At 72.7% G+C, this 19,301-nt stretch carries 13 protein-coding genes and 1 pseudogene; 12 read left to right on the top strand and 2 right to left on the bottom strand.

Features of this window, described 5'->3' with window-relative positions; all coding sequences use genetic code 11:
* Positions 1-67 precede the first annotated feature (67 nt).
* The 11 genes and pseudogenes from BLU95_RS06905 to BLU95_RS45805 form a co-directional block, all read left to right on the top strand.
* Positions 68-2,641: a right-handed parallel beta-helix repeat-containing protein gene (locus BLU95_RS06905; RefSeq protein WP_093859198.1), complete on the top strand. Its 2,574-nt coding sequence runs from the start codon at positions 68-70 to the stop codon at positions 2,639-2,641.
* Between the two features lie 91 nt (positions 2,642-2,732).
* Complete coding sequence (locus tag BLU95_RS06900) at positions 2,733-4,070, top strand: GH1 family beta-glucosidase (RefSeq protein ID WP_093859197.1); 1,338 nt, start codon at positions 2,733-2,735, stop codon at positions 4,068-4,070.
* Positions 4,071-4,119: 49 nt separating this feature from the next.
* Positions 4,120-4,731, top strand: coding sequence for a hypothetical protein (locus tag BLU95_RS06895; RefSeq protein WP_093859196.1), 612 nt, complete (start codon positions 4,120-4,122; stop codon positions 4,729-4,731).
* A gap of 623 nt (positions 4,732-5,354) precedes the next feature.
* Entirely contained in the window at positions 5,355-6,170 is an 816-nt protein-coding gene (locus BLU95_RS06890) for a hypothetical protein (RefSeq protein WP_159424810.1), read from the top strand.
* A gap of 26 nt (positions 6,171-6,196) precedes the next feature.
* A complete protein-coding gene (locus BLU95_RS06885; protein WP_093859194.1) occupies positions 6,197-6,973 on the top strand; it encodes a hypothetical protein in 777 nt (258 codons plus the stop codon).
* A gap of 363 nt (positions 6,974-7,336) precedes the next feature.
* Positions 7,337-7,816 carry a hypothetical protein gene (locus tag BLU95_RS06880; protein ID WP_093859193.1) on the top strand — a complete coding sequence of 160 codons (480 nt, stop codon included), beginning with the start codon at positions 7,337-7,339 and terminating at the stop codon, positions 7,814-7,816.
* Positions 7,817-7,976: 160 nt separating this feature from the next.
* A complete protein-coding gene (locus BLU95_RS06875) occupies positions 7,977-9,491 on the top strand; it encodes a TIGR02677 family protein (protein ID WP_173862232.1) in 1,515 nt (504 codons plus the stop codon).
* A complete protein-coding gene (locus BLU95_RS06870) occupies positions 9,488-10,702 on the top strand; it encodes a TIGR02678 family protein (RefSeq protein WP_093859191.1) in 1,215 nt (404 codons plus the stop codon). Before BLU95_RS06875 ends, BLU95_RS06870 begins: the two co-directional genes overlap by 4 nt.
* Positions 10,703-10,718: 16 nt before the next feature.
* Complete coding sequence (locus BLU95_RS06865; RefSeq protein WP_093859190.1) at positions 10,719-14,822, top strand: TIGR02680 family protein; 4,104 nt, start codon at positions 10,719-10,721, stop codon at positions 14,820-14,822.
* The gene (locus BLU95_RS06860) at positions 14,819-16,045 is read left to right on the top strand and encodes a TIGR02679 family protein (protein ID WP_093859189.1); all 1,227 of its coding nucleotides are present in this window, start codon (positions 14,819-14,821) and stop codon (positions 16,043-16,045) included. The genes BLU95_RS06865 and BLU95_RS06860 overlap by 4 nt, the downstream gene beginning before the upstream one ends.
* Before the next feature lie 20 nt (positions 16,046-16,065).
* Positions 16,066-16,197, top strand: a pseudogene (locus BLU95_RS45805) (family 1 glycosylhydrolase); the annotation flags it as partial.
* 33 nt (positions 16,198-16,230) lie between these two features.
* Here the strand turns inward: BLU95_RS45805 and BLU95_RS06850 are convergent.
* Positions 16,231-16,953, bottom strand: a complete 723-nt coding sequence (locus tag BLU95_RS06850; RefSeq protein ID WP_093859187.1) for an alpha/beta hydrolase — start codon at positions 16,951-16,953, stop codon at positions 16,231-16,233.
* Between the two features lie 327 nt (positions 16,954-17,280).
* On the opposite strand from BLU95_RS06850, the gene BLU95_RS06845 reads away from it, so the two are divergent.
* A complete protein-coding gene (locus BLU95_RS06845) occupies positions 17,281-18,051 on the top strand; it encodes an LURP-one-related family protein (RefSeq protein WP_502689860.1) in 771 nt (256 codons plus the stop codon).
* A gap of 83 nt (positions 18,052-18,134) precedes the next feature.
* On the opposite strand, the gene BLU95_RS06840 is transcribed toward BLU95_RS06845, so the two are convergent.
* Positions 18,135-19,280 carry a hypothetical protein gene (locus tag BLU95_RS06840; protein ID WP_093859185.1) on the bottom strand — a complete coding sequence of 382 codons (1,146 nt, stop codon included), beginning with the start codon at positions 19,278-19,280 and terminating at the stop codon, positions 18,135-18,137.
* Between the last annotated feature and the right edge of the window lie 21 nt (positions 19,281-19,301).

The raw sequence follows: 19,301 nt of genomic DNA, 5'->3' as shown, positions 1-19,301 counted from the left end.
AGACCGTGCCCGTAGCCCCGCCCGCCTGCCCGCCCCGCACCGCACCGAAGCAAGGACAGCAGCCCTGATGCCCCACCGGACGACCACCCGGACCCACGCCGTCGGCCCGCGCGGCCGCGGTGCCCACCGCCTCGTCGCCGACGCCCTGCGGGCCGCGCAGCCCGGTGACACCGTGGTCGTCGCGCCCGGCCGCTACCAGGAGTCGCTCGAACTGGCCCGCCGGGTCGTCCTGGTCGCCGAGCAGGGCCCCGGGACGGTGGTGCTCGCGGCCCCGCCGGGCGGCGCCCCGGCGCTCCGCGTCCTCGGCCCCGACTGCCTGCTCCGGGGCCTCGACCTGGAGGGCGCCGACCCCGGGGACCCGGCCGTCACCGTCACCGCCGGGGCCGGCCTCGTGCTCGACCGCTGCACCGTGACCGGCGGCCGGATCGAGGTCCGCGGGCCCGAGGGCGCCGAGCCGGGGGACTTCCGCGAGGGCGAGGAGGGGACCTCCGCCGTCCTGCTGCGCGACTGCCGGCTGACCGGCGCCCGGCACGCCGCCCTGCGCCTGTCCGGCGGTGCCCGGGTGCGGATCGAGTCCACCACCGTCGCCGACGTCGACGGGGTGGGCGCGGTGCTCGCCGGCACCGCCCGGCTGGACGTCACCGGCCTGCGCCTGGAGTCCACCACCGGCTCGGGGGTCCGGCTGCGCGGGAGGTCCCGGCTGCGGATGACGGAATCCCGGCTGACCTCGCCCGGCCGCGCCGGGCTGCTGCTGGAGGACACCGCGCACGCCCTGGTCACCAACACCCGGATCGAGACGCCCGGGACCGCGGGCCTCCACCTCGGCGGCGACTCCCACGCCGACCTGACCGACACCCGGGTGCTGCGCCCCGCCGCCAGTGCCCTGGTGCTCCAGGACGCGGCCCGGCTGACCGCCGACGGCTGCACCGTGACCGCCCCGGGCGCCAACGGGCTGCTCGCCACCGGCACGGCCCGCGCCCGGCTCACCGACTGCCGGCTGGAGGACTCCGGGTTCAGCGCCGTCCACCTCGCCGACCGGGCCGAGGCCGCGTTCACCGACTGCCGGGTGCGCCGGGGCGCCGAGCACGGCTTCCACGTGGCGGGCTCGGCCGTGCTGGGCCTCACCGACAGCACGGTCGGCGAGATCGTCCTGACCGGCGTCGCCGTCACCGACGAGGCCCGGGCCACCGTCACCGGTTGCCGGATCGACACCGCGCACACCGGGGTCGCCGTCGCCTCCCCGGCCGGCTCCCGGATCGACCGCACCACGGTCGTCGGAGCCGCCCGGGCCGGCCTCGAGGTCTCCTCCGGCGGCCGCGCCGTGCTGACCGGCAACCGGGTCACCGGCTCGGGCGCCGCCGGACTCCTGCTCGACTCCGGTTCCGAGGCCACGGTGGAGGGCGGTTCGGTCGAGGGCGGCAGCGGCTCGGGCGTGGTCGTCTGGACCGGCGCCCGCCCGGTGATCAGCCGCCTGCGGATCGACGGCACCGGCCGCAACGGCGTGTACTTCGCCGAGGGCGCGGGCGGTCTGCTGACCTCCTGCGACCTGGTCGGGACCCGGCTGCCCGCCCTGCACCTGGCGGCCGGTGCCGCGCCGCGGCTGCGCCGTTGCCGGGTGCTGGACTGCCCGGCCGCGTTCGGCGGCGACGGCTCGGCGGTCCCCGTCCTGGAGCAGTGTGACGTCGACGGCGCCCCGCTCGCCTTCGTCGGCGCACCCCAGCCGCCCGCCGCACCCGTCCTGCCGGGCCTGCCGGGCCTGCCCGCCGTACCGGCGGTACCCCTCCCGCCCGCCGCGGCGCCCGCCGAACTCCCCACGGCGGAGCCCGAGGAGGAGCACCTGGACGACCTGCTGGCCGAACTCGCCACCCTGGTCGGCCTGGACCGGGTCAAGCACGACGTCCACTCGATGGTGAAGCTGATGCAGGCCGTCCGGCTGCGCGAGGAGGCCGGCCTGCCCGCGCCGCCGCTCAGCCGCCACCTCGTCTTCGCCGGCAACCCCGGCACCGGCAAGACCACCGTCGCCCGCCTCTACGGCCGCCTGCTCAAGGCCCTCGGCCTGCTGCGCCGCGGCCACCTGGTCGAGGTCGACCGCAGCGCGCTGGTCGGCGAGTACGTCGGCCACACCGGCCCGCGCACGGCGGCCGCCTTCAACCGCGCGCTCGGCGGCGTCCTGTTCATCGACGAGGCCTACTCGCTGGTCCCCGAGTCCGGTGGGCACGACTTCGGCCTGGAGGCGGTGGCGACCCTGGTCAAGCTGATGGAGGACCACCGCGACGACGTGGTGGTGATCGCCGCCGGCTATCCGGCGGACATGGCCCGCTTCGTCGGCTCCAACCCCGGACTCTCCTCCCGCTTCACCCGCACCCTGCTGTTCGAGGACTACTCCGCCGCCGACCTGGTGGCCATCGTCGAGCACCAGGCGCGCGAGCACCGCTACGAGCTGACCGGCCCGGCGCGCCTGCGCCTGCTCCACCACTTCGAGACGCTCCCGCGCGGCGCCGGCTTCGGCAACGGCCGCTCGGCCCGCCAGACCTTCCAGGAAATGACCGAACGCCAGGCCCAGCGGATGGCCGAGGCCGTCACCCCCACCCCCGACCAGCTCTCCACGCTCGAACCCGCGGACCTCCCCGCCACCGTCTGACGGCCGACACGGCGCCCACCGCCGCCCTCTGGCGGTACGGCGCCACGTCGGTAACATGAGCAGTCCTCACATTTTCGCCCGGGAGGCTGCCATGCCGGATCGCTTCGACCTGCCGGCGGGGTTCCGCTGGGGTGTCGCCACCGCCGCCCACCAGATCGAGGGGGCGGTCGACGAGGACGGCCGCGGCCCCTCGATCTGGGACACCTTCACCGCCCGCCCCGGTACCGTCCGGGACGGGCACACGGGTGCGGTGGCCTGCGACCACTACCACCGGTACGCCGAGGACATCGCCCTGATGCAGGGCCTCGGCCTCGACGGCTACCGCTTCTCCATCGCCTGGCCCCGGATCCGGCCCACCGGCGCGGGGCCCGTCAACCCTGCCGGACTCGCCTTCTACGACCGCCTGGTCGACGCGTTGTTGGAAGTGGGCATCACCCCGCTCCCCACCCTCTTCCACTGGGACCTCCCGCAGGCCCTCGAAGACGCCGGCGGCTGGCTGAACCGCGACACCGCTTACCGCTTCGCCGAGTACACCGCCCTCGTCGCCGACCGCCTCGGCGACCGCGTACCCGCCTGGATCACCCTCAACGAGCCCTTCGTGCACATGGTCTACGGCTACGCCCTCGGCATCCACGCCCCCGGCCGCGCCCTGATGCTCGAGGCCCTCCCGGTCGCCCACCACCAACTCCTCGCCCACGGCCTGGCCGCCTCCCTCCTCCACGAGCGCGGCCTCGACGTCCTCGTCTCCAACAACCTCACCCCGGTCGAACCGGCCTCCCCCTCACCCGCCGACCTCGCCGCCGCCGACGCCTACGACACCCTCCACAACCGCCTGTTCACCGACCCGCTGCTCCTCGGCCGCTACCCCGACCTCACCGCCTTCGGCGCCGGCCCCGACCTCCACGGCGCCGTCCGCCCCGGCGACCTCGACCTCATCACCGCCACCCCCCTCACCGGCCTCGGCGTCAACTACTACAACCCCACCCGCATCGCCGCCCCCACCGACCCGGGCCTCCCCTTCGCCTTCGCCGAGATCCCCGACGTCCCGCACACCGCCTTCGGCTGGCCGATCGTCCCCGACGGCCTGCGCGCACTCCTCGTGGGCCTCCGCGACCGCTACGGCCCCGCCCTCCCACCGGTCACCGTCACCGAGAACGGCTGCTCCACCACCGAGGGCCCCGACGACCCCGTCCGCGTCTCCTACCTCTCCACCCACCTCGACGCCCTCGCCGCCGCCGTGGCGGAGGGCGTCGACGTCCGCGGCTACTTCACCTGGTCCCTGCTCGACAACTTCGAATGGGCCGAGGGCTACCACCAGCGCTTCGGCCTCGTCCACGTCGACTTCGAGACCCAGGAGCGCACCCCGAGGGCCTCCTACGCCTGGTACCGCGACCTGATCGCTCAACACCGTTCGCGTACCGCTTCCTGACCGGAGGGGCGCCTGGTCGCCACATCGGCCCGTAGGGCAGGGTGGAGACATGGCAGGCGTGGCGAATCCGGCGGTGTGGCGCTCCGTGCGCGAGGCGGCGCTGCCGCAGGTGTCTCCGGAGCGCGAAGTCGCGGTGCTCTCGCTCCTGGGAACTCGCGCGATGGTGGCGTGCCGGGTCGATGAGGTTGAGCACGGCAGACGGCAGACGGCTTGCGCCGACCGGCTGGACAGCATCCCGATGCTGGAGCGCCTGCTCTGCCTCCCCGTCGGTATTCCGGTCCCGATGGCTTCTCTGTCCGACCCGGCTGTGGTCGGAGGCCTCCCGCAGGGTGCGGTCCACCGGGACGGTGACATGGTGACGCGTCTGGCAGTCCGGCCGCTGGCCGTGGACATCGCGGTGGTTCGGGTGGTCGGCTGGCGGAACGGGCTGGAGCGAGCGGGTCGGTTCGCACCGTTCTGCTGCCGAGCCGTCCTGGTCGACGAGGGGCCGCAGATGGGGGAGGAGGGGGTCCTGGCGGAGGCGGCCTTCTACGGAATCGGCGTTCTCGTCAGGGGGCCGGAGGGAATTCGGACCGCCCTGGAGCCCGAGGTGTACAGGCCGCAGCGGTACACCGTTGCGGCCTGGCACTTCGTCGAGGAGCTGTACGCGCGGCTGCGCTGAGCCGCCGGCGCGCACCTCAGTCGGCTCCGACACCGGCCCGGGTCGAGGGCGCCGGATCGAGGAGAGACCATCTCAGCAACTGCGGTTGGGCCTTGAAGCCGTTCGGCTGTCGGATGGTGGCGTTGGCCAACGGGTACCGACTCACTGCGGAGCGGCAGCGCTCCTGCCAGCATCGTTGGCGGTCGGGCCCGACTGTGGACGACGTACTCGTGACTCCAGCGTACGGAGCGCGCGCCGACTCTTCTCGGTTGCTCCAACCACCGCCGAGCGGAGCATGGTTGGCCGGATCCGTAGGTCGCTTCGGCGAGGATGGCAGCCCGGCGGGCGGGCCGCCGGCCGCCGCCGGCAGTTCGGAGTGCTGTCGCCAGAAGTCGCGCCGCCCGCGCAGTGCTCGGCGGGGTCCTTGGGTGGAGCTGCTGAGTGAGTGTCCGTATCGCTCAGGCGATGCTCGGAAGAGGGCGCATGGCGCCCGAGAAAGGTTATGTCATCACCAAATCCGTTGGTGATTCGGTGAATTGGGATTCAGGTGTCCCAACGGGCGCGATCGAAGGCCTTATTCAGCGGGTGCGGAGAGCCAAGCACCCGCGCGTCCTGCAGAACCGGACTTGAACGGAAGGCGAAGCATGACTCCTGCAGCGCATCGACTGGTGCTCGACCGTATCGAATCGGCGTTCCGGGACCTTGCCGACGGCCCGTTCGCGTTCGACGTCGGCGCTCTGGGGCTGAGACTGCCGGCCGGGCGGGTGCCGCTCGACGAGATGAGGGAACTGCTTCTGAAGCCTCCGCATCCGGACGTGCTGCCGGCCGTGTGGGGTGAACTGGTCAGGAGAACCCGGCAGGAGGCCGATCGGGAGGAGTGGACGGTGGCGGCGCTCGGGGCGATCACCCCGGCACTTCGCGCGATATGCCATCGAGTGGTCGTCACCCGGACGGACCGGGCAGATCTTCAGGCCGAGGTGGTTGCGCAGTTCCTCGTCCGACTGGACGAGGTGGACCCGGACAGCCCAGGACTCGTCGGCCTTCTCTTCGGTGCCGCGCGGAGTGCGGGCCAACGGTTCCAGCGGTGCGTCATCGACGCGGATCGGACGCTCGTTCCGTTCGACACCGCACCGGACCGACCGGTGGCGCGCCGAGGTGGCGGCCATCCCGACATCGCCCTGAGCCGACTGCTCCGGCAAGGAGTTATCAGCGCGGAGGAGGCGGACCTGATTGGGCGGACCCGCCTGGAGGACGAGCCGCTCGCCGCGGCCGCCACCCGGCTCGACATCACCTACGCGGCGTGCCGCAAGCGTCGGCGTCGCGCCGAGCGGCGCATCGTCGAGCACTACGCGCGCACCGGTCTGTTATCGGCCGAACGGGCACGGGGACTGACGACCGGAGGTCTGGAGTGCCTGACCGGAGCCGGGGCGGAAGCTCGTCCGCCCGCCATGGCTGCCTGAACGAACGTTCGAGTGGAGGAGAGTTGATGACAATGACGTATCCGGCCTCCGTCCTGAAAGCGGTGGCCGCAGCCATCAGCGGGCCCGATGCCTGGGTGGGCCCCCTGTGCCTGGACGGTGCGGCTGTTCACCCGGCCCTGCCGCAGGGCAGGCTGTCACTCACCGAGTTGCGGCCACTGCTGCTCCTGCCCGAAGCGCCGGCCGGGGCTCGGGACGCGGTGTGGTCGGAACTGGCCTTCCATGCCCAGCGCCACGGCCCCGACTGGGAGTTGGGCGCCGTCTGGATGATGTCACCCGGCCTGCGCAAGGCGGCGTGGCGGGTCGTGAACAACAGCTGGGTGCCGTACGCCGACATCGAGGCAGAGGTCGTCGAAGGGTTCCTGCGTGAACTCCAGGGTGTGGATGTCGAATCACCGGCGATCGCCGGACGGCTGTGGTGGGCCGGGTACCGCCAGGGGCTGCGGGCACGTGACTCCTACCGCACCACGGCAGCGAGGTCGGAGCTTCCGGAACCGGCGTGGCTGGGGCGTCGCAGGGGATTCGGAGGCCACCCGGACCAGGCGCTGGAGCGGGCTGTGCGAGCCGGGGCCATCACCGGGGACGAGGCCGAGCTGATCGGCCGTACTCGGTTGGAGGACGGTGGTCTTGCCGAGGTCGCTTTTCGTCTCGATCTCGGCTTCCATGCCTGCCGGACTCGACGGGCTGCCGCCGAGGAGCGTCTTGCGCGCTTTCTGGTGGTGTCCGAGCCCAGGAACGACTTCACTCCCGGCGCCCCGGGAGCGGCATGCGGGAGGGCGGCGTGAGATGGCGGCGCGAGTGTTCGGTCACGGTGGGTCGACCGTCGATCACGATGGGTCGACCGTCGATGAGCCGACGCGGCGTGTGCGGTGCCATTGCCGCGTGGACGAGATGGTACGGAGCTCGTGGGCGGCGGGTGACGATCTGGGCCGGCTGCTGCTCGCCGCGCCCGTCGATCGTTCCGAGCCCGGCCTTCTGTGCAGTCCGACCGCCCGTTCGGTGGACCTTGCTACTGGTGTGACGACCGGGCGCTGCCGGAACTGCTTCGCCCGTCTCCGCCGTCTGCGTCATCACGCGTCGTGGTGACGGCACACCTCATCACGCCGTGGGCCGCGCGCCTCGCGCGGCCCACGGGCTGGGAGCCGTACATGGACATCCTCGACCGATACCGGCACGGCCCTTGGGCACCGATCGCCGGTCCGCAACCCGACAGGACGGTGATCCTCGCCGTCCGTGCGCTTCTGACCGAATCACTGCACGGAATCGCCGAGGACCTCCTGCCCGGCGAGTTCGCCCTCCCCGGCACCATCGGTGCGGTGGTCGCCGACGGTGGGAACCAAGGCCGCCGCCGACCGGCGGTCTACGTACGTGCCGACCAGCCGAGCGACTTGCGGGCCGATCTCTGGGGATTCTGCACGGCTCTTGCCGTGCTCGTGTGCGAGGAGCGGATGCCGCTCGCCCTCGGCGAGTGCCTGTTGATCGGGAACGAGCGGACGCCCGTTCGGGGCAGGGGCCCCGCGCTCCTCGGGGCACTGATCCTGCAGCGTCTTGGGCGACGGTCCGGTTCCTGCGGCTTCACGGTCTACCAGTGGCGGGACGAGGCCGAACTCCCGTACGCGGCTGCATGACTGTGCCCTCCGCCGCCCGAACCGGCCGGGGGCAGGGCATCCCGTAGCACACCGGAAGCTCCCCGGTGGTCAAGTCATGGGCCGCGGCACGTCGGTGCGTCCGCGTAGTGTGGTGTCGGGCGGAGGGGAGGGCAGCTGGTTGCGCAGGGTCCCGACGGAGATGTTCCGGTTCACGACGGGGGAGAAGGCCGAACTCTACGGCGCGATCCTCCAGGCGTTCGGAGCGGCCAACGAACGGTTGGAGACCGCGCTCGGGCTGGATGACGTCCGTACGCGGTTGCGGACCGTCGGCTGGCTCGACGCGGTGCACGACGACGAACTCCAGGAGGCGCTGCGCAAGCTCAGGGAGTGGCAGCTGCTGGACGTCGTCCAGAACCATGCGGAGAACTACCGCACCGCCGAGGAGTACGAGCGCCGCAACCTCCAGTACTCGTTGACCCGACGCGGCGAGGCCGCGTTCGCCGGGGTCGAGCACGCCCTCTCCGTGCTCGCCTCGACCGGGGCGCTCCAGACAGCGGTTCTGGAAGCGATCACGGACCGGCTCGACGAGCTGTACCTCCTGACGGGCGATGGCGCCTCCTCGGACCGTCGGGTGTTCACGACACTGCAGGAGCTGGAGGGGCACCTGGAGGCGCTGCTGGCCAACACCAAGGCGTTCAACGGAGAGCTGCAGCGGCTGCTGCGGGCGGAAGGCGCGGACCTGGCGACCTTCCGCGAGGTGAAGGCCGCGACGGTGGCCTACCTTCAGGAGTTCCTCGTCAACCTGGACCGGCGGGGGCGGGCGGTCTCCTCCGCAGTGGAACGGCTGGAGCAGCGCGGAGTGGGCCTTCTGCACGAGCGGGCGCTGCGGGGCGCCGAGCTGCCGCCGGTCGCCGACGGCGATCCAGCACCGGACTGGTTGGCGCGGCGCCGGGCACGCTGGGAGGGGCTCCAGGCCTGGTTCCGACCGGCGGACGGGTCCCGACCGCGGGTGGAGCAACTGCACGACGTGGCGCGCAGGGCGATCGTGACGCTCCTCCAGGTTCTCGACCGGATCACCGAGTCACGGCGCCGTGCGTCCAGCGCCGTCCAGGACTTCCGGGAGCTGGCCCGCTGGTTCGCCGCGGCGCCCGGCGAGGACGACCTGCACCGCCTGTGGTCGGCCGCCTTCGGGCTCGGCCCGGCGCGCCACGCCCATCTCTCGCACCCGGACCCGGAGCTGGTCCCTTCCTCGGACACCTGGGCCGAGGCTCCGCCGGTGGTGGTGTCGGCCCTGCTGCGCACCAGCGGCCGGACCGAGAGGTTCACCCGTACCGGCAGGGTGCGCGACATCCGCGGCCTCAAGGCGGCACGGGCCGAGCGGGCCAGGAACGAGCGGGCCGAGCTCGAGGCCGCCTGGGCCGTCCTGGACACCGACGGCCCGGTGCGGCTCTCCGGCTTCGGCACACTGGACCACACCGCCTTCGAGCGGCTGCTCGACCTCCTCGGTCGGGCGTTGGCGGTACGACCGGACGGCTGCGGAGCGCGTCGGGCGGTCACTTCGGACGGCCGGGTCGAGATCGCGCTCCGGCCGCTGTCCGACGGTTCCAGGGCCGTTCTGCAGACTTCCCGGGGGCGGCTGGAGGGGCCCGACTACCTGATCGAGATCCGCGGCCCGGGGAGCGAGCGGGCGATCCACCAGGGAGAGGCAGGATGAGTACGCTCGCCAACCAACTGGTCCTGGCCGAGCGGCAGGACATCGCCCGAGGCATCAGACTGCTCCTCGGCCGGCCGTTGATCACCGAGCGTGGCGATCGGCCGGCCTTCGAGCTGATCCGCCGCCGACAGGATCCGCTGACGAAGTGGTTCGACTACAACTGCGGCTGGCAGCTGGTGGTGGAGCCGCGCCTGGGGTACGCGCGCCTCCTCAAGATCCGGGAGGTCCCGGACGCCTCGCGTCCCGCGCGTCGGCTGCGGTCCGGCAGGGCCCCGTTCGACCGCCGCCGCTACACACTGTTGTGCGTCGTCGCGGCCGAACTGCTCCCGATCCCGGTGACGACGGTCGGCCTGCTCGCCGACCGAGTCGTCCAGGCCTGCGCCACTGACGAGGGGCTACCGCCCTTCGACACGGCGGGAAAGTCGGAGCGCATGGCCTTCGTGGACGTCCTCAAGCTGTTGGAGTCCTACGGCGCACTCCTCACCGTGGACGGAGCCACGGAGAGCTTCGTCGACTCGGCGAAGGCCAAAGTCCTCTACCGGGTCGACGCCACTGTCCTGATCCGCCTGCTCGCCGCGCCCGTCGGGCCGTCCCGGCTGGCCCTGCCCGCGGAGGACGTACCGCTGCGCTTCGAGGAACTCCTGCGGGGCACGGTGCGCGAGAGCCGCTACGGCGGTGCCGAGGCCTCCGACGCGCAGCGCAACCTGCGGCTGCGGCACTCGGTGCTGCGCCGGCTCCTGGACGACCCCGTGCTCCACCACGACGAGCTGTCCGCAGACGAACTGGCCTACCTGGGCTCGCCGACCGGCCATCAGATCGTGCGGCGAGCCGCCGAGCAGGGCGGCTTCGTACTGGAGGAACGGGCCGACGGCCTGCTTCTCGTCGACCCGGACGGGATCGCCACCGACAGCCGTTTCCCGGACGACTCCGCGACGGCCCGCGTCGCCGCCTTGCTCCTGCTGGAGCCGCTGACGGCCGCACCGGACGGGCTGACACCGGAACAGCTCGCCGTCGAGGCCGCTGAACTCCTGCGGCGCTTCCCGCAGTGGGCGAAGACCTACCAGTCGGAGGACGGCGCCCAGCGCCTCACCGCCGATGCCGCTCGGGTCCTCGGCGAGTTCGGCCTGGCCCGCAGGGTCGGCGACCGCACCGTTCCCCGGCCCGCCGCGTTCCGGTACCGGCCCACCGTGGCCGAAGGCCCCGCAACCTGATCAGGGAAGAGCTCGGATGACTGTGACACGGCTCCCGCAACGCTCGGCGTTCCCGCTGGCGGCCGCGGTGGTGCGATGGAAGCCCTCCCGGGCCGGCATCCTCAACGTCTGGCGCTACTACGACGAGACGTTCACCTTCCACGAGGGGCGGCTGCTCCTGCGCGGGCAGAACGGCACCGGCAAGTCCAAGGCGCTGGAGGTGCTTCTGCCGTTCCTGCTCGACGCCAGCCTTCGCCCCAACCGGCTGTCCACCTTCGGCGGTTCCGAGCGCACCATGCACTGGAACCTGATGGGCGAGGGCACCTCGGGCAAGACCCGGGTCGGGTACGTGTGGCTGGAGTTCGTCCGCGACGACGGCGGTCCCGGCTGGTTCACCTGCGGCGCCCGGCTCCAGGCCAGCGTGCACACCACCGGTGTCACCGTCGACTACTTCACCACCGGTGCGCGGATCGACCGCCCCGGTGGCCTCGCCCTGGTCAACGAGGCGGGCCAGCCGCTCACCCGCGCCGCCCTGGCCGAAGCCTTGGAAGGTCGAGCCGAGCCGCACGGCCGGGGTGAATTGCACGGATCGCCCACCGACTACCGCAACGCGGTCCGGAGCACTCTCTTCCTCGGGCTGAGCGAGCAGCGTTACGACGCCCTGATCACCGCACTGCTCCAGCTCCGTACCCCCAAACTCTCCGAGCGCCTCGACCCCTCGTTGCTGTCCTCCCTCCTCTCGCGGGCCCTGCCCCCGCTCGGCGAGGGCGAGATCACCGAACTGGCCGAAGGCTTCGAGCGTCTCGACCGCCAGCGCGAACACCTGAAGACGCTGGACGACGAGGTGGCCGCAGCCACCACCGTCGCGAACCAGCAACGCGGCTACGCCCAGCGCGTGCTGCGCGCCGGGGCGGCGGCGCTCATCTCCGCGACGACCGAGATGGACAACCTCGCCCGGATCGCCAGGGAGAGCGAGGAGGCGCACGGCGAGGCCCTGCTCCGGCGCGAGGAGCGCAGAGCGGCGCAGGAGGAGTTCGAACACCGACGACAGGAGATCGACGGTGCCCTCGAGGGCCTGCTCGGCTCCGAGACCTACCGGCAGGGACAGGAACTCGACCAACTCCGCAGCCGGGCCGACCAGGCTGTCCGCAACGCCGGCCGTGCCCGCGCCGCCGCCGGCCGGAAGGCCGGCACGGCCGCCGAGGACGCCGGGCGTGCTGACGATGCCCGGGCCCGCTCCGAGCGGCGGGCCGAACTCACCCGCACCGCGGGCGAGGAGACGCGGGAGGCGGCCCGGCGAGCGGCCATGGAGTCCGTCTGCGCCGAGGTCCAGTCGCTGCTCGCCGTCGCGCCGGGATCGCCGGGGGACACCGACGAGCAAGGCCGCACCGCGCGACGGCTGTTGCGCGGTGCTGTCGTCATCCGGCACGGCCGGATCGCCGAGGTCCTCGCCGTCGTCGAACGCCACGAGCGTGCCCTCGCGCACCGGACGACGGCGGAGCAGCACCTCGACACGGTGCGCGAACGGCTGGCCGACGCCACCGCGCGGCGCGAGGGGAACGCCCACGCCTACGACACCGTTGTCGACACCCAGGCGGAGGCGCTGCGCCGCTGGGCCACGGCGGACTGCACCGAGCTGTCCATCGCAGATGTCGAGGAACTCGCGTCCCGCGCCGCCGTCGAGGCCGACGTCCTCGCGCTGGTCGAGGCCGCCGCCCGGGCGGCGGAGAGCTCCGTCACCGCAGACGAGACGACCGCCCGCGCCGGCCGGGCGGACGCCCGCGCCCGCCGCGACCTGGTCGTCGGGGAGTTGGAACGCACCGCGGCCGCGGCCGATCTGCCGCCGGTGCCACCCCGCACCCGTGCGGCCGACCGGTCGGTCCTGCCGGGGGCGCCGTTGTGGCGCCTGCTGGCGTTCCGGCCGGACGTGCCGCCCGGCGACCAGGCGGGCATCGAAGCGGCCCTGGAAGCGGCCGGCCTGCTCGACGCCTGGATGACCCCTGACGGTGGTCTCGCCGTTGCCGGACACGACACGCTGGCGGACCCGGCGGCGGCCGTTCCCGCGACGGGGTCCTCGCTGCTCGACGTCCTCGCTCCGGAACCCGCCGGTCCCGTACCACCCGCCCGGGTCCGGCGGCTGCTGGCGGGTATCGCCTACGGTCCCGTGCTCCCGGACGGACACCCGGCCGCCGTAGCCGCTGACGGAAGGTGGCGGCTGGCGCCGGCGGTCGGCTCCTGGAGCAAGCAGGAGTCCAGTCACATTGGCGCCGTTGCCCGGGAACGCGCCCGACAACGGCGGATCGCGGAACTCACCGCCGAGCTGGCTGCTGCCGACGCCGTCGTCACCGGCTTCGAGACGCGGCTGCACGTCCTGGCCGACCGCCGGACCCGGCTCGGCGCCGACCTGCGCTCTCGGCCGGACCACCGGGCGGTGGAGCAGGCCAGGCGCCTCTGGGAACGGTCCGAGTCCGAGGTGGGTGCCCGCGAGGACGCCGTGCGTGACGCGGTCGAACGGCTGGCGCGCCAGGAGGACGCGGTCGCGGTCGCGCTGCGCGCACTCGCCGTCGCCTCGGCCGAGCACGCCCTGCCGACCGAACGCGCAGCCCTGGACGCCGCCGCGAGGGCCGTCGATGCACTGCGCGAACAGGCCGACGGCTGGCTCGACGCCCACCTCGCCTGGGCGGCCGCCCAGCTGGCCTGGGACGCCGCCCGAAGTCACGCCGACGCGTCCCGTGCCGCCGCAGCCGAGAGCCTGGCCGAGGCCGAGGATGCGGAGGCCACCGCCCGGGGGCTCCGGTCCGCGCTCCAGGCCGTCGAGGACACCATCGGCGAGGAGTACCGTCAGGTGGCCGCGCGGATCGGCGACTGCCGGAGAACACTCGACCGGACCCGGCGTGAGATCGACACCGGTACCCGGAAACTCCTGGAACTCGAAGGCCGGATCGGCGCGCTGGGCGCCACCACCGCCCAGGACGCCACCCGGCGCGACGAGGCCGTGGCGGCCCGGAACGAGGCCGCTCGTGGCTTTCGCCGCCTCTGCCTGCTGGGGTTCCCCGAGGACGCGGGTCTCGGGCTCGCCGTCACTCCGGCGGACGGCACCCGTGCCACCCTCGAAGCGGCGCGCGAGACCGCGGCCGCGTGGCCCAACCTGCTGCACAGCACCAGGAACCTCGGCGATTCCCTGAACCGGCTCTCCGAGGCCGTCCACCGGGCCCGCCAGAGTCTCAGCAGCCGCGCCGACCTCGAACTCGAGGCCGAGGAGGACATCCACGTCCTCACCGCCACCCTCGACGGTGTGCGCGTCGGCGCGACCGGACTCCTCGCCATCGTCACCGCCGACCGGGACCGTAGCCAGGAGGACATCACCGCTGCCGAACGCGGCCTGTTCGACCGGACCCTCACCGGTGACACCCGCCGTCACCTCGCGTCCCGGATCCGCCAGGCCGGCGAACTCGTCGAGCGGATGAACGGCCACCTCGAACGGGTCCGCACCGCCTCACGGGTGGCCGTCCGTCTGGTGTGGCAGGTCCACCCCGAACTGCCCGCGGGTACCCGGACAGCCCGGGAGCTGCTCCTCAAGGACCCGGCCCGGATCACGGACACCGACCGCGAGGCCCTGCACGCCTTCTTCCGCAGCCGCATCGAGGAGGCCAAGACCCGTAACACGGCGGCGACCTGGGAGGAACAGCTCGCCGAGGTCCTCGACTACACGGCCTGGCACCAGTTCGTCGTCAAGCTGGACCGTGCCGACGGCTCCGGGTGGCAACTGCTGACGAAGAAGCTCCATGGCGCGCTGTCGGGAGGCGAGAAGGCCATCGCCCTCCACCTGCCGCTGTTCGCCGCGGTGGCCGCCCACTACGAGGCGGTGCCGGAGTCCCCACGGTTGATCCTGCTCGACGAGGTCTTCGTCGGCGTCGACACCGTCAACCGGGGGCAGGTCTTCGGCCTCCTCGCGGCGCTCGACCTCGACCTGGTGCTCACCTCCGACCACGAGTGGTGCACCTACCGGGAACTCTCCGGCATCGCCGTCCACCAGCTGATCACCGGAGGCGACGGCGACGACGCCGTCACGAGCGCACGGTTCATCTGGACGGGAACCGATCTCCGACCCGACGGAATCGAGACGGAAGCACCGGTATGACGGATCGCCACCCGTTCGACCTCCCCGAACTCCGGCCGCTCTGGTCGGCGGTCCATGACCGGCTCTCGACCGGCCGGCCCGTCAGTCGGGTGCGGTCCGGCCCGCTCGACGACGCCGGCCGGGAGGCACTGGCCGATCTCCTGGGACTCGACCGACTCCCCGGCACCGAACCGACGATTCCGCTCGCCGGACTCGAGGGCGCCGTCCTGGACGCCTGCGGTCGGTCCCTCCGGGACGTGGTGACCACGATCCTCGGCCCGATCCACGACCAGGCCGCCGAGCGCGCCCGCAAGGCCGGTCAACGCGACGCCGTGTGGGAGTGGCTGGCCGGCCACGGCATGGTCACCACCCGGCCGGCCCTCCTGGAATGGGTCGGTCACCTGCGGACCAACGGGCTCGTCGACGGCTCACCCGACCGGACCCGGGCCCTACTGACCGCCGCGCTGACCGTCCTCGCCGCACTCCCGGCCGACGGCGAGCCGCTTCCGGTCCTCGCCGCCCGCCTCCTCGACGGCGACTCCCATGCCCTCGACGACGGGACTCCGGTGTCCGGCCTCGTCCTGCGAGCCCTGGCAGTGCTCCACGGCACCGACCTGCCCGACAGCGCCGAAGCCCGGCGAGCCCTCTGGAGCGCGGCCGGCGTGGCCGACGACCAGCTCTCGACGACCGTGCTCGCCGTCGGCCTGCGCCTCGACGGTGACGGCCCGATCGCGGAGGTCACCCGGATCTGTGCCGACACCGGCCATCCCGTCAGCCTCACCCTCGCCCAACTTCGTACACCCGGCGAACTCGTCGTACCCGCTGGGCCGGTGCACATCACCGAGAACCCCAGCGTGCTCGCCCTGGCTCTGCGCCGCTTCGGGCGTCACTGCCCGCCGCTGGTCTGCACCGCAGGCTGGCCCAACACCGCTGTGATCCACCTGCTGCGTCGCCTCGCCGACGGCGGTGCCTCCCTCCGCTACCACGGCGACTTCGACGGCGAGGGCGTCCGCATCGGGGCTCACGTCATGGCCAGGACCGGCGCGGCCCCCTGGCGGATGGCAGTCGGCGACTACCGGGCCGCCGCACCCCGGGTTCCCGCGGGCCCCGACCCGGGGCGCCTCACGCCCGCACCGTGGGACTCGGCACTTGTCGACTCCATGGCCGAATTGCGCATCGCCGTGCTCGAGGAGGTGGTCGCCGACCTCCTCCTGGACGATCTGACGGACCACCGTCACGGATAAAATCACAGCCTGTTCGACGGGCCGAGGGCTACCACCAGCGCTTCGGCCTCGTCCACGTCGACTTCGACACCCAGCAGCGCACCCCGAGGGCCTCCTACGCCTGGTACCGCGAGCTGATCGCCGCCCACCGGGCGAAGCCCGCGGCACAGTAGCGGGGGCCGGCCCGGGGCACGATCCGGCGGTCCCTAAGCGGCCCGGGGCGGGGGGCTTGCGGTGGTCAGGCGGTGGAGCAGGTCGACGGTCTCTGTCTCGTGCGACGCGAAGGCTCCGTGGTCGCTGGGCCAGGTGACCGTACGAGTGGCGCGGGAGGCGAATCGGCGTTGCAGGTCGGGGTGCATGACGCGGTCCTCGGTGCAGACGACGTAGGTGCTGGGGCGGTGGTGCCAGGCGGCGCCGGTCGTCGGCTGGTGGCCGGGGGCCATGGTCTGGGGGACGAGCCGGGCGGTGTGGTGGGCGCGTTCCGTCGGGTCGAGTCGGGCGTGGAAGAGTCGTCCCGCGGCCTCCGGGGCGATCGTGGTGGTGCCGGCGGGATCACCGACCATGCTGGACCGCAGGTCGGTGGGTGGCGCGCTGGCGAGGAGGCCGAGGGCGGTCTCGCCGAGGTCGGGCATCATCGCGGCGAGGTACACGAGGTGGTCGATCCTGTGCGGCGGAAGGCCCGTGATGACGGCACCGCCGTAGGAGTGACCGCACGCCACGGCGGGTCCGCCCCCGGGCAACAGGTCCAGGGCGGTCTCGGCCGCGGCCGTGTCGGCCGCCAGCGACCCGCGGTGCAACTCGGCGACGGCCACGACGACACCGCGGGCCCGCAGTCCGGTGGCGACGCCGTCCCAGGCGTGGCCGGTGTGCCACGCGCCGTGCACCAGCAGCACGCCCCGTGGAGCGGAGGGGGAAGGGGGAAGGGTCATGACGGGCCTCTTGTGCTCGGTCGAGGGCGGGAACGAAGGGTGGGCGCGGGGCGGCTCCCGCGGTTGCCGGACCCCGTGCAGAAGAGGCACCGGCGGCCGAAAAGGATTCAGCGGATCCGGGAACGGGTGTTTCGGCCTCGACCCGTGACCTTGACCGTGACCTCGGCCTCGACCTCGGCCGTGTTCGCGTCGGCATCTAGGCGCAGAAGCCCCCCCGGGTGTGACATCGGACACACCGTCGTCCTCGGGGGGCCGTCAACTGGTCCCCGTGGCGGTCGAATCCGCAGGTCGGCGGCGCGAACCGCAGCCCCGGCCGGTCCAGGGGCGATCGAACGAAATAGCGGGCCGGGGAGGTTTGACCCTAGCCTGCCCGCCATGTCCCAGAACACGAACACTCCCGGTTTCCCCGGGCAGCCGGCCGCTCCGGCCGGCGACTCCGCCAAGGTGCAGCGTCAGGTGCAGCAGCAGGCCGGTGTCGGACCGGTCGCCGGTGGCGGCGGCACCCTCTTCTCCGAGCCCGTCCTGGTGGTGAACCAGAAGGCGAAGCTGATCGAACTCACCAACGAGTACGCCGTCTTCGACCAGCAGGGTGCCACGCTGGGCTCGGTGGTCCAGGTCGAACAGAGTGCGCTGCGCAAGGTGATACGGCTGCTCACTTCGCTCGACCAGTACCTGACCCACAAGCTCGAGATCCGGGACGCGCACGGCACCCCGGTGCTGCTGCTGACCCGCCCGGCGAAGTTCATCAAGTCGCGGGTGGTCGTGCAGCTTCCGAACGGTCAGGAGGTCGGCCAGATCGTCCAGCAGAACGCGATCGGGAAGATCAACTTCGCGCTGGAGGTCGGCGGGCAGAAGGTCGGCGCCGTCAAGGCCGAGAACTGGCGGGCCTGGAACTTCTCCATCGTCGACGCGACGGACACCGAGATCGCCCGGATCACCAAGACCTGGGAAGGCCTGGCGAAGACGATGTTCACCACGGCCGACAACTACGTGCTCCAGATCCACCGACCGCTGTCGGACCCGCTGCTCAGCCTCGTCGTGGCGACCGCGCTGACCGTCGACACCGCGCTGAAGCAGGACGCCCGCGGCCTCGGTTAGCCGCGACCGCGACCCGTTCGTTGTCCGCACCCCGTCCCTCCGTCCAGGGGCGGGGTGCGGTACGCACAACGACGGAGGAGGGCTCAGCCGGGGCGGCGACGGGTGAACTCCGCGATCTGGGCGCGCCGGAGGGCATCGATCTTGAGGTCCTCGCGACTGGGGTCGGGGAGGACGGCGTTCGGCCAGACCAGCGCCAGTTCGTAGCCGAAGTCGGCCAGCCAGTCGAGGCGTTCGGTGAGAACGGCGCCCGGTGCCTGGGTCTTGCGGGACTGCTGGAGAACCGGCCAGAGGTTCTGGGTCCGGCGCATCGGCCCGATCTGGTCGAGCACCACCCTGTCGCCCCGGGCGGTGGCGTCCCGCTGCAGGGCGTCCAGCTCCCCGCCGGTGATGCAGCCGAACTCGCCGAGGAACGGGCGCGTGCCGCTCAGGCCGGAGAGCACCGGCAGGGCGTCCACCCCCGGGAGCGAGGCGTAGTAGTGGAACTGCGGGCGGGTCACCTTGACGCTGCCGAAGACGTTGGCGATGTCCCGGTGGAAGCGGTGCCCGACGGTGGACGGCAGCCCGGCCGCCTCCACGGCCGCCACGCAGTCCCGCATGAGCGCGGTGAGGGCGTCCTGGTTGACGGACTGGCCGAAGAGGTCGCCCGTGATCGGGCTGACGCACCAGTACGGCTCGTTGACGACGTCCACGGCGTGAACGATCCTTCGGTGCTTCGCGATCGCCGCGACCAGTGGTTTGACGGTGCCCTCGACGAAGGTCGCCCGGAGGTTGCGGTCCTCGGCCACGGCCCGCCGGCCGCGGCCGTAGTTGAGGTCGGTCGGGGTGGGTGGCCCGGGGCCGAAGTACTTCAGCGACCAGGCTTCCGGCTCGTCGAAGAAGCCGAAGTCGAGGAGGACCGGGATGATCCGCAGGTCCGCCTTCTCGCACTTCACCAGAAGTTCCTCCACGTCGTCGAGGAACTTCGGGTGGAGCCGTTTCGGCGGTTCGAACCGCCAGCGGGCAGCCCCGTTGAGGGCGCTGACGCAGAAGACCGTCCCGTCGTAGTTGACGCCGTGCGCCATCAGCCACATCCGCACCACGGTGACGCCGAGGCCGCGCAGGGTGGCGAGGTTGCGGTCCAGGTCGGAGCCCGGCCCCTGCCACGGGTGCGGTCTGCCCTTCTCGTGGATGTTGGGCCCGATGGTGATCGGGTCGTTGCGCATCCAGGGGTAGTTGACCCCGACCTCCATCAGGACCTCCAGCGCGCGGCC

Origin of the sequence: Streptomyces sp. TLI_053 (assembly GCF_900105395.1) — a bacterium.
Taxonomy (GTDB): domain Bacteria; phylum Actinomycetota; class Actinomycetes; order Streptomycetales; family Streptomycetaceae; genus Kitasatospora.
Note: the sequence above shows the minus strand (reverse complement) of the source record. Positions and strands in the feature narration are given on the sequence as shown.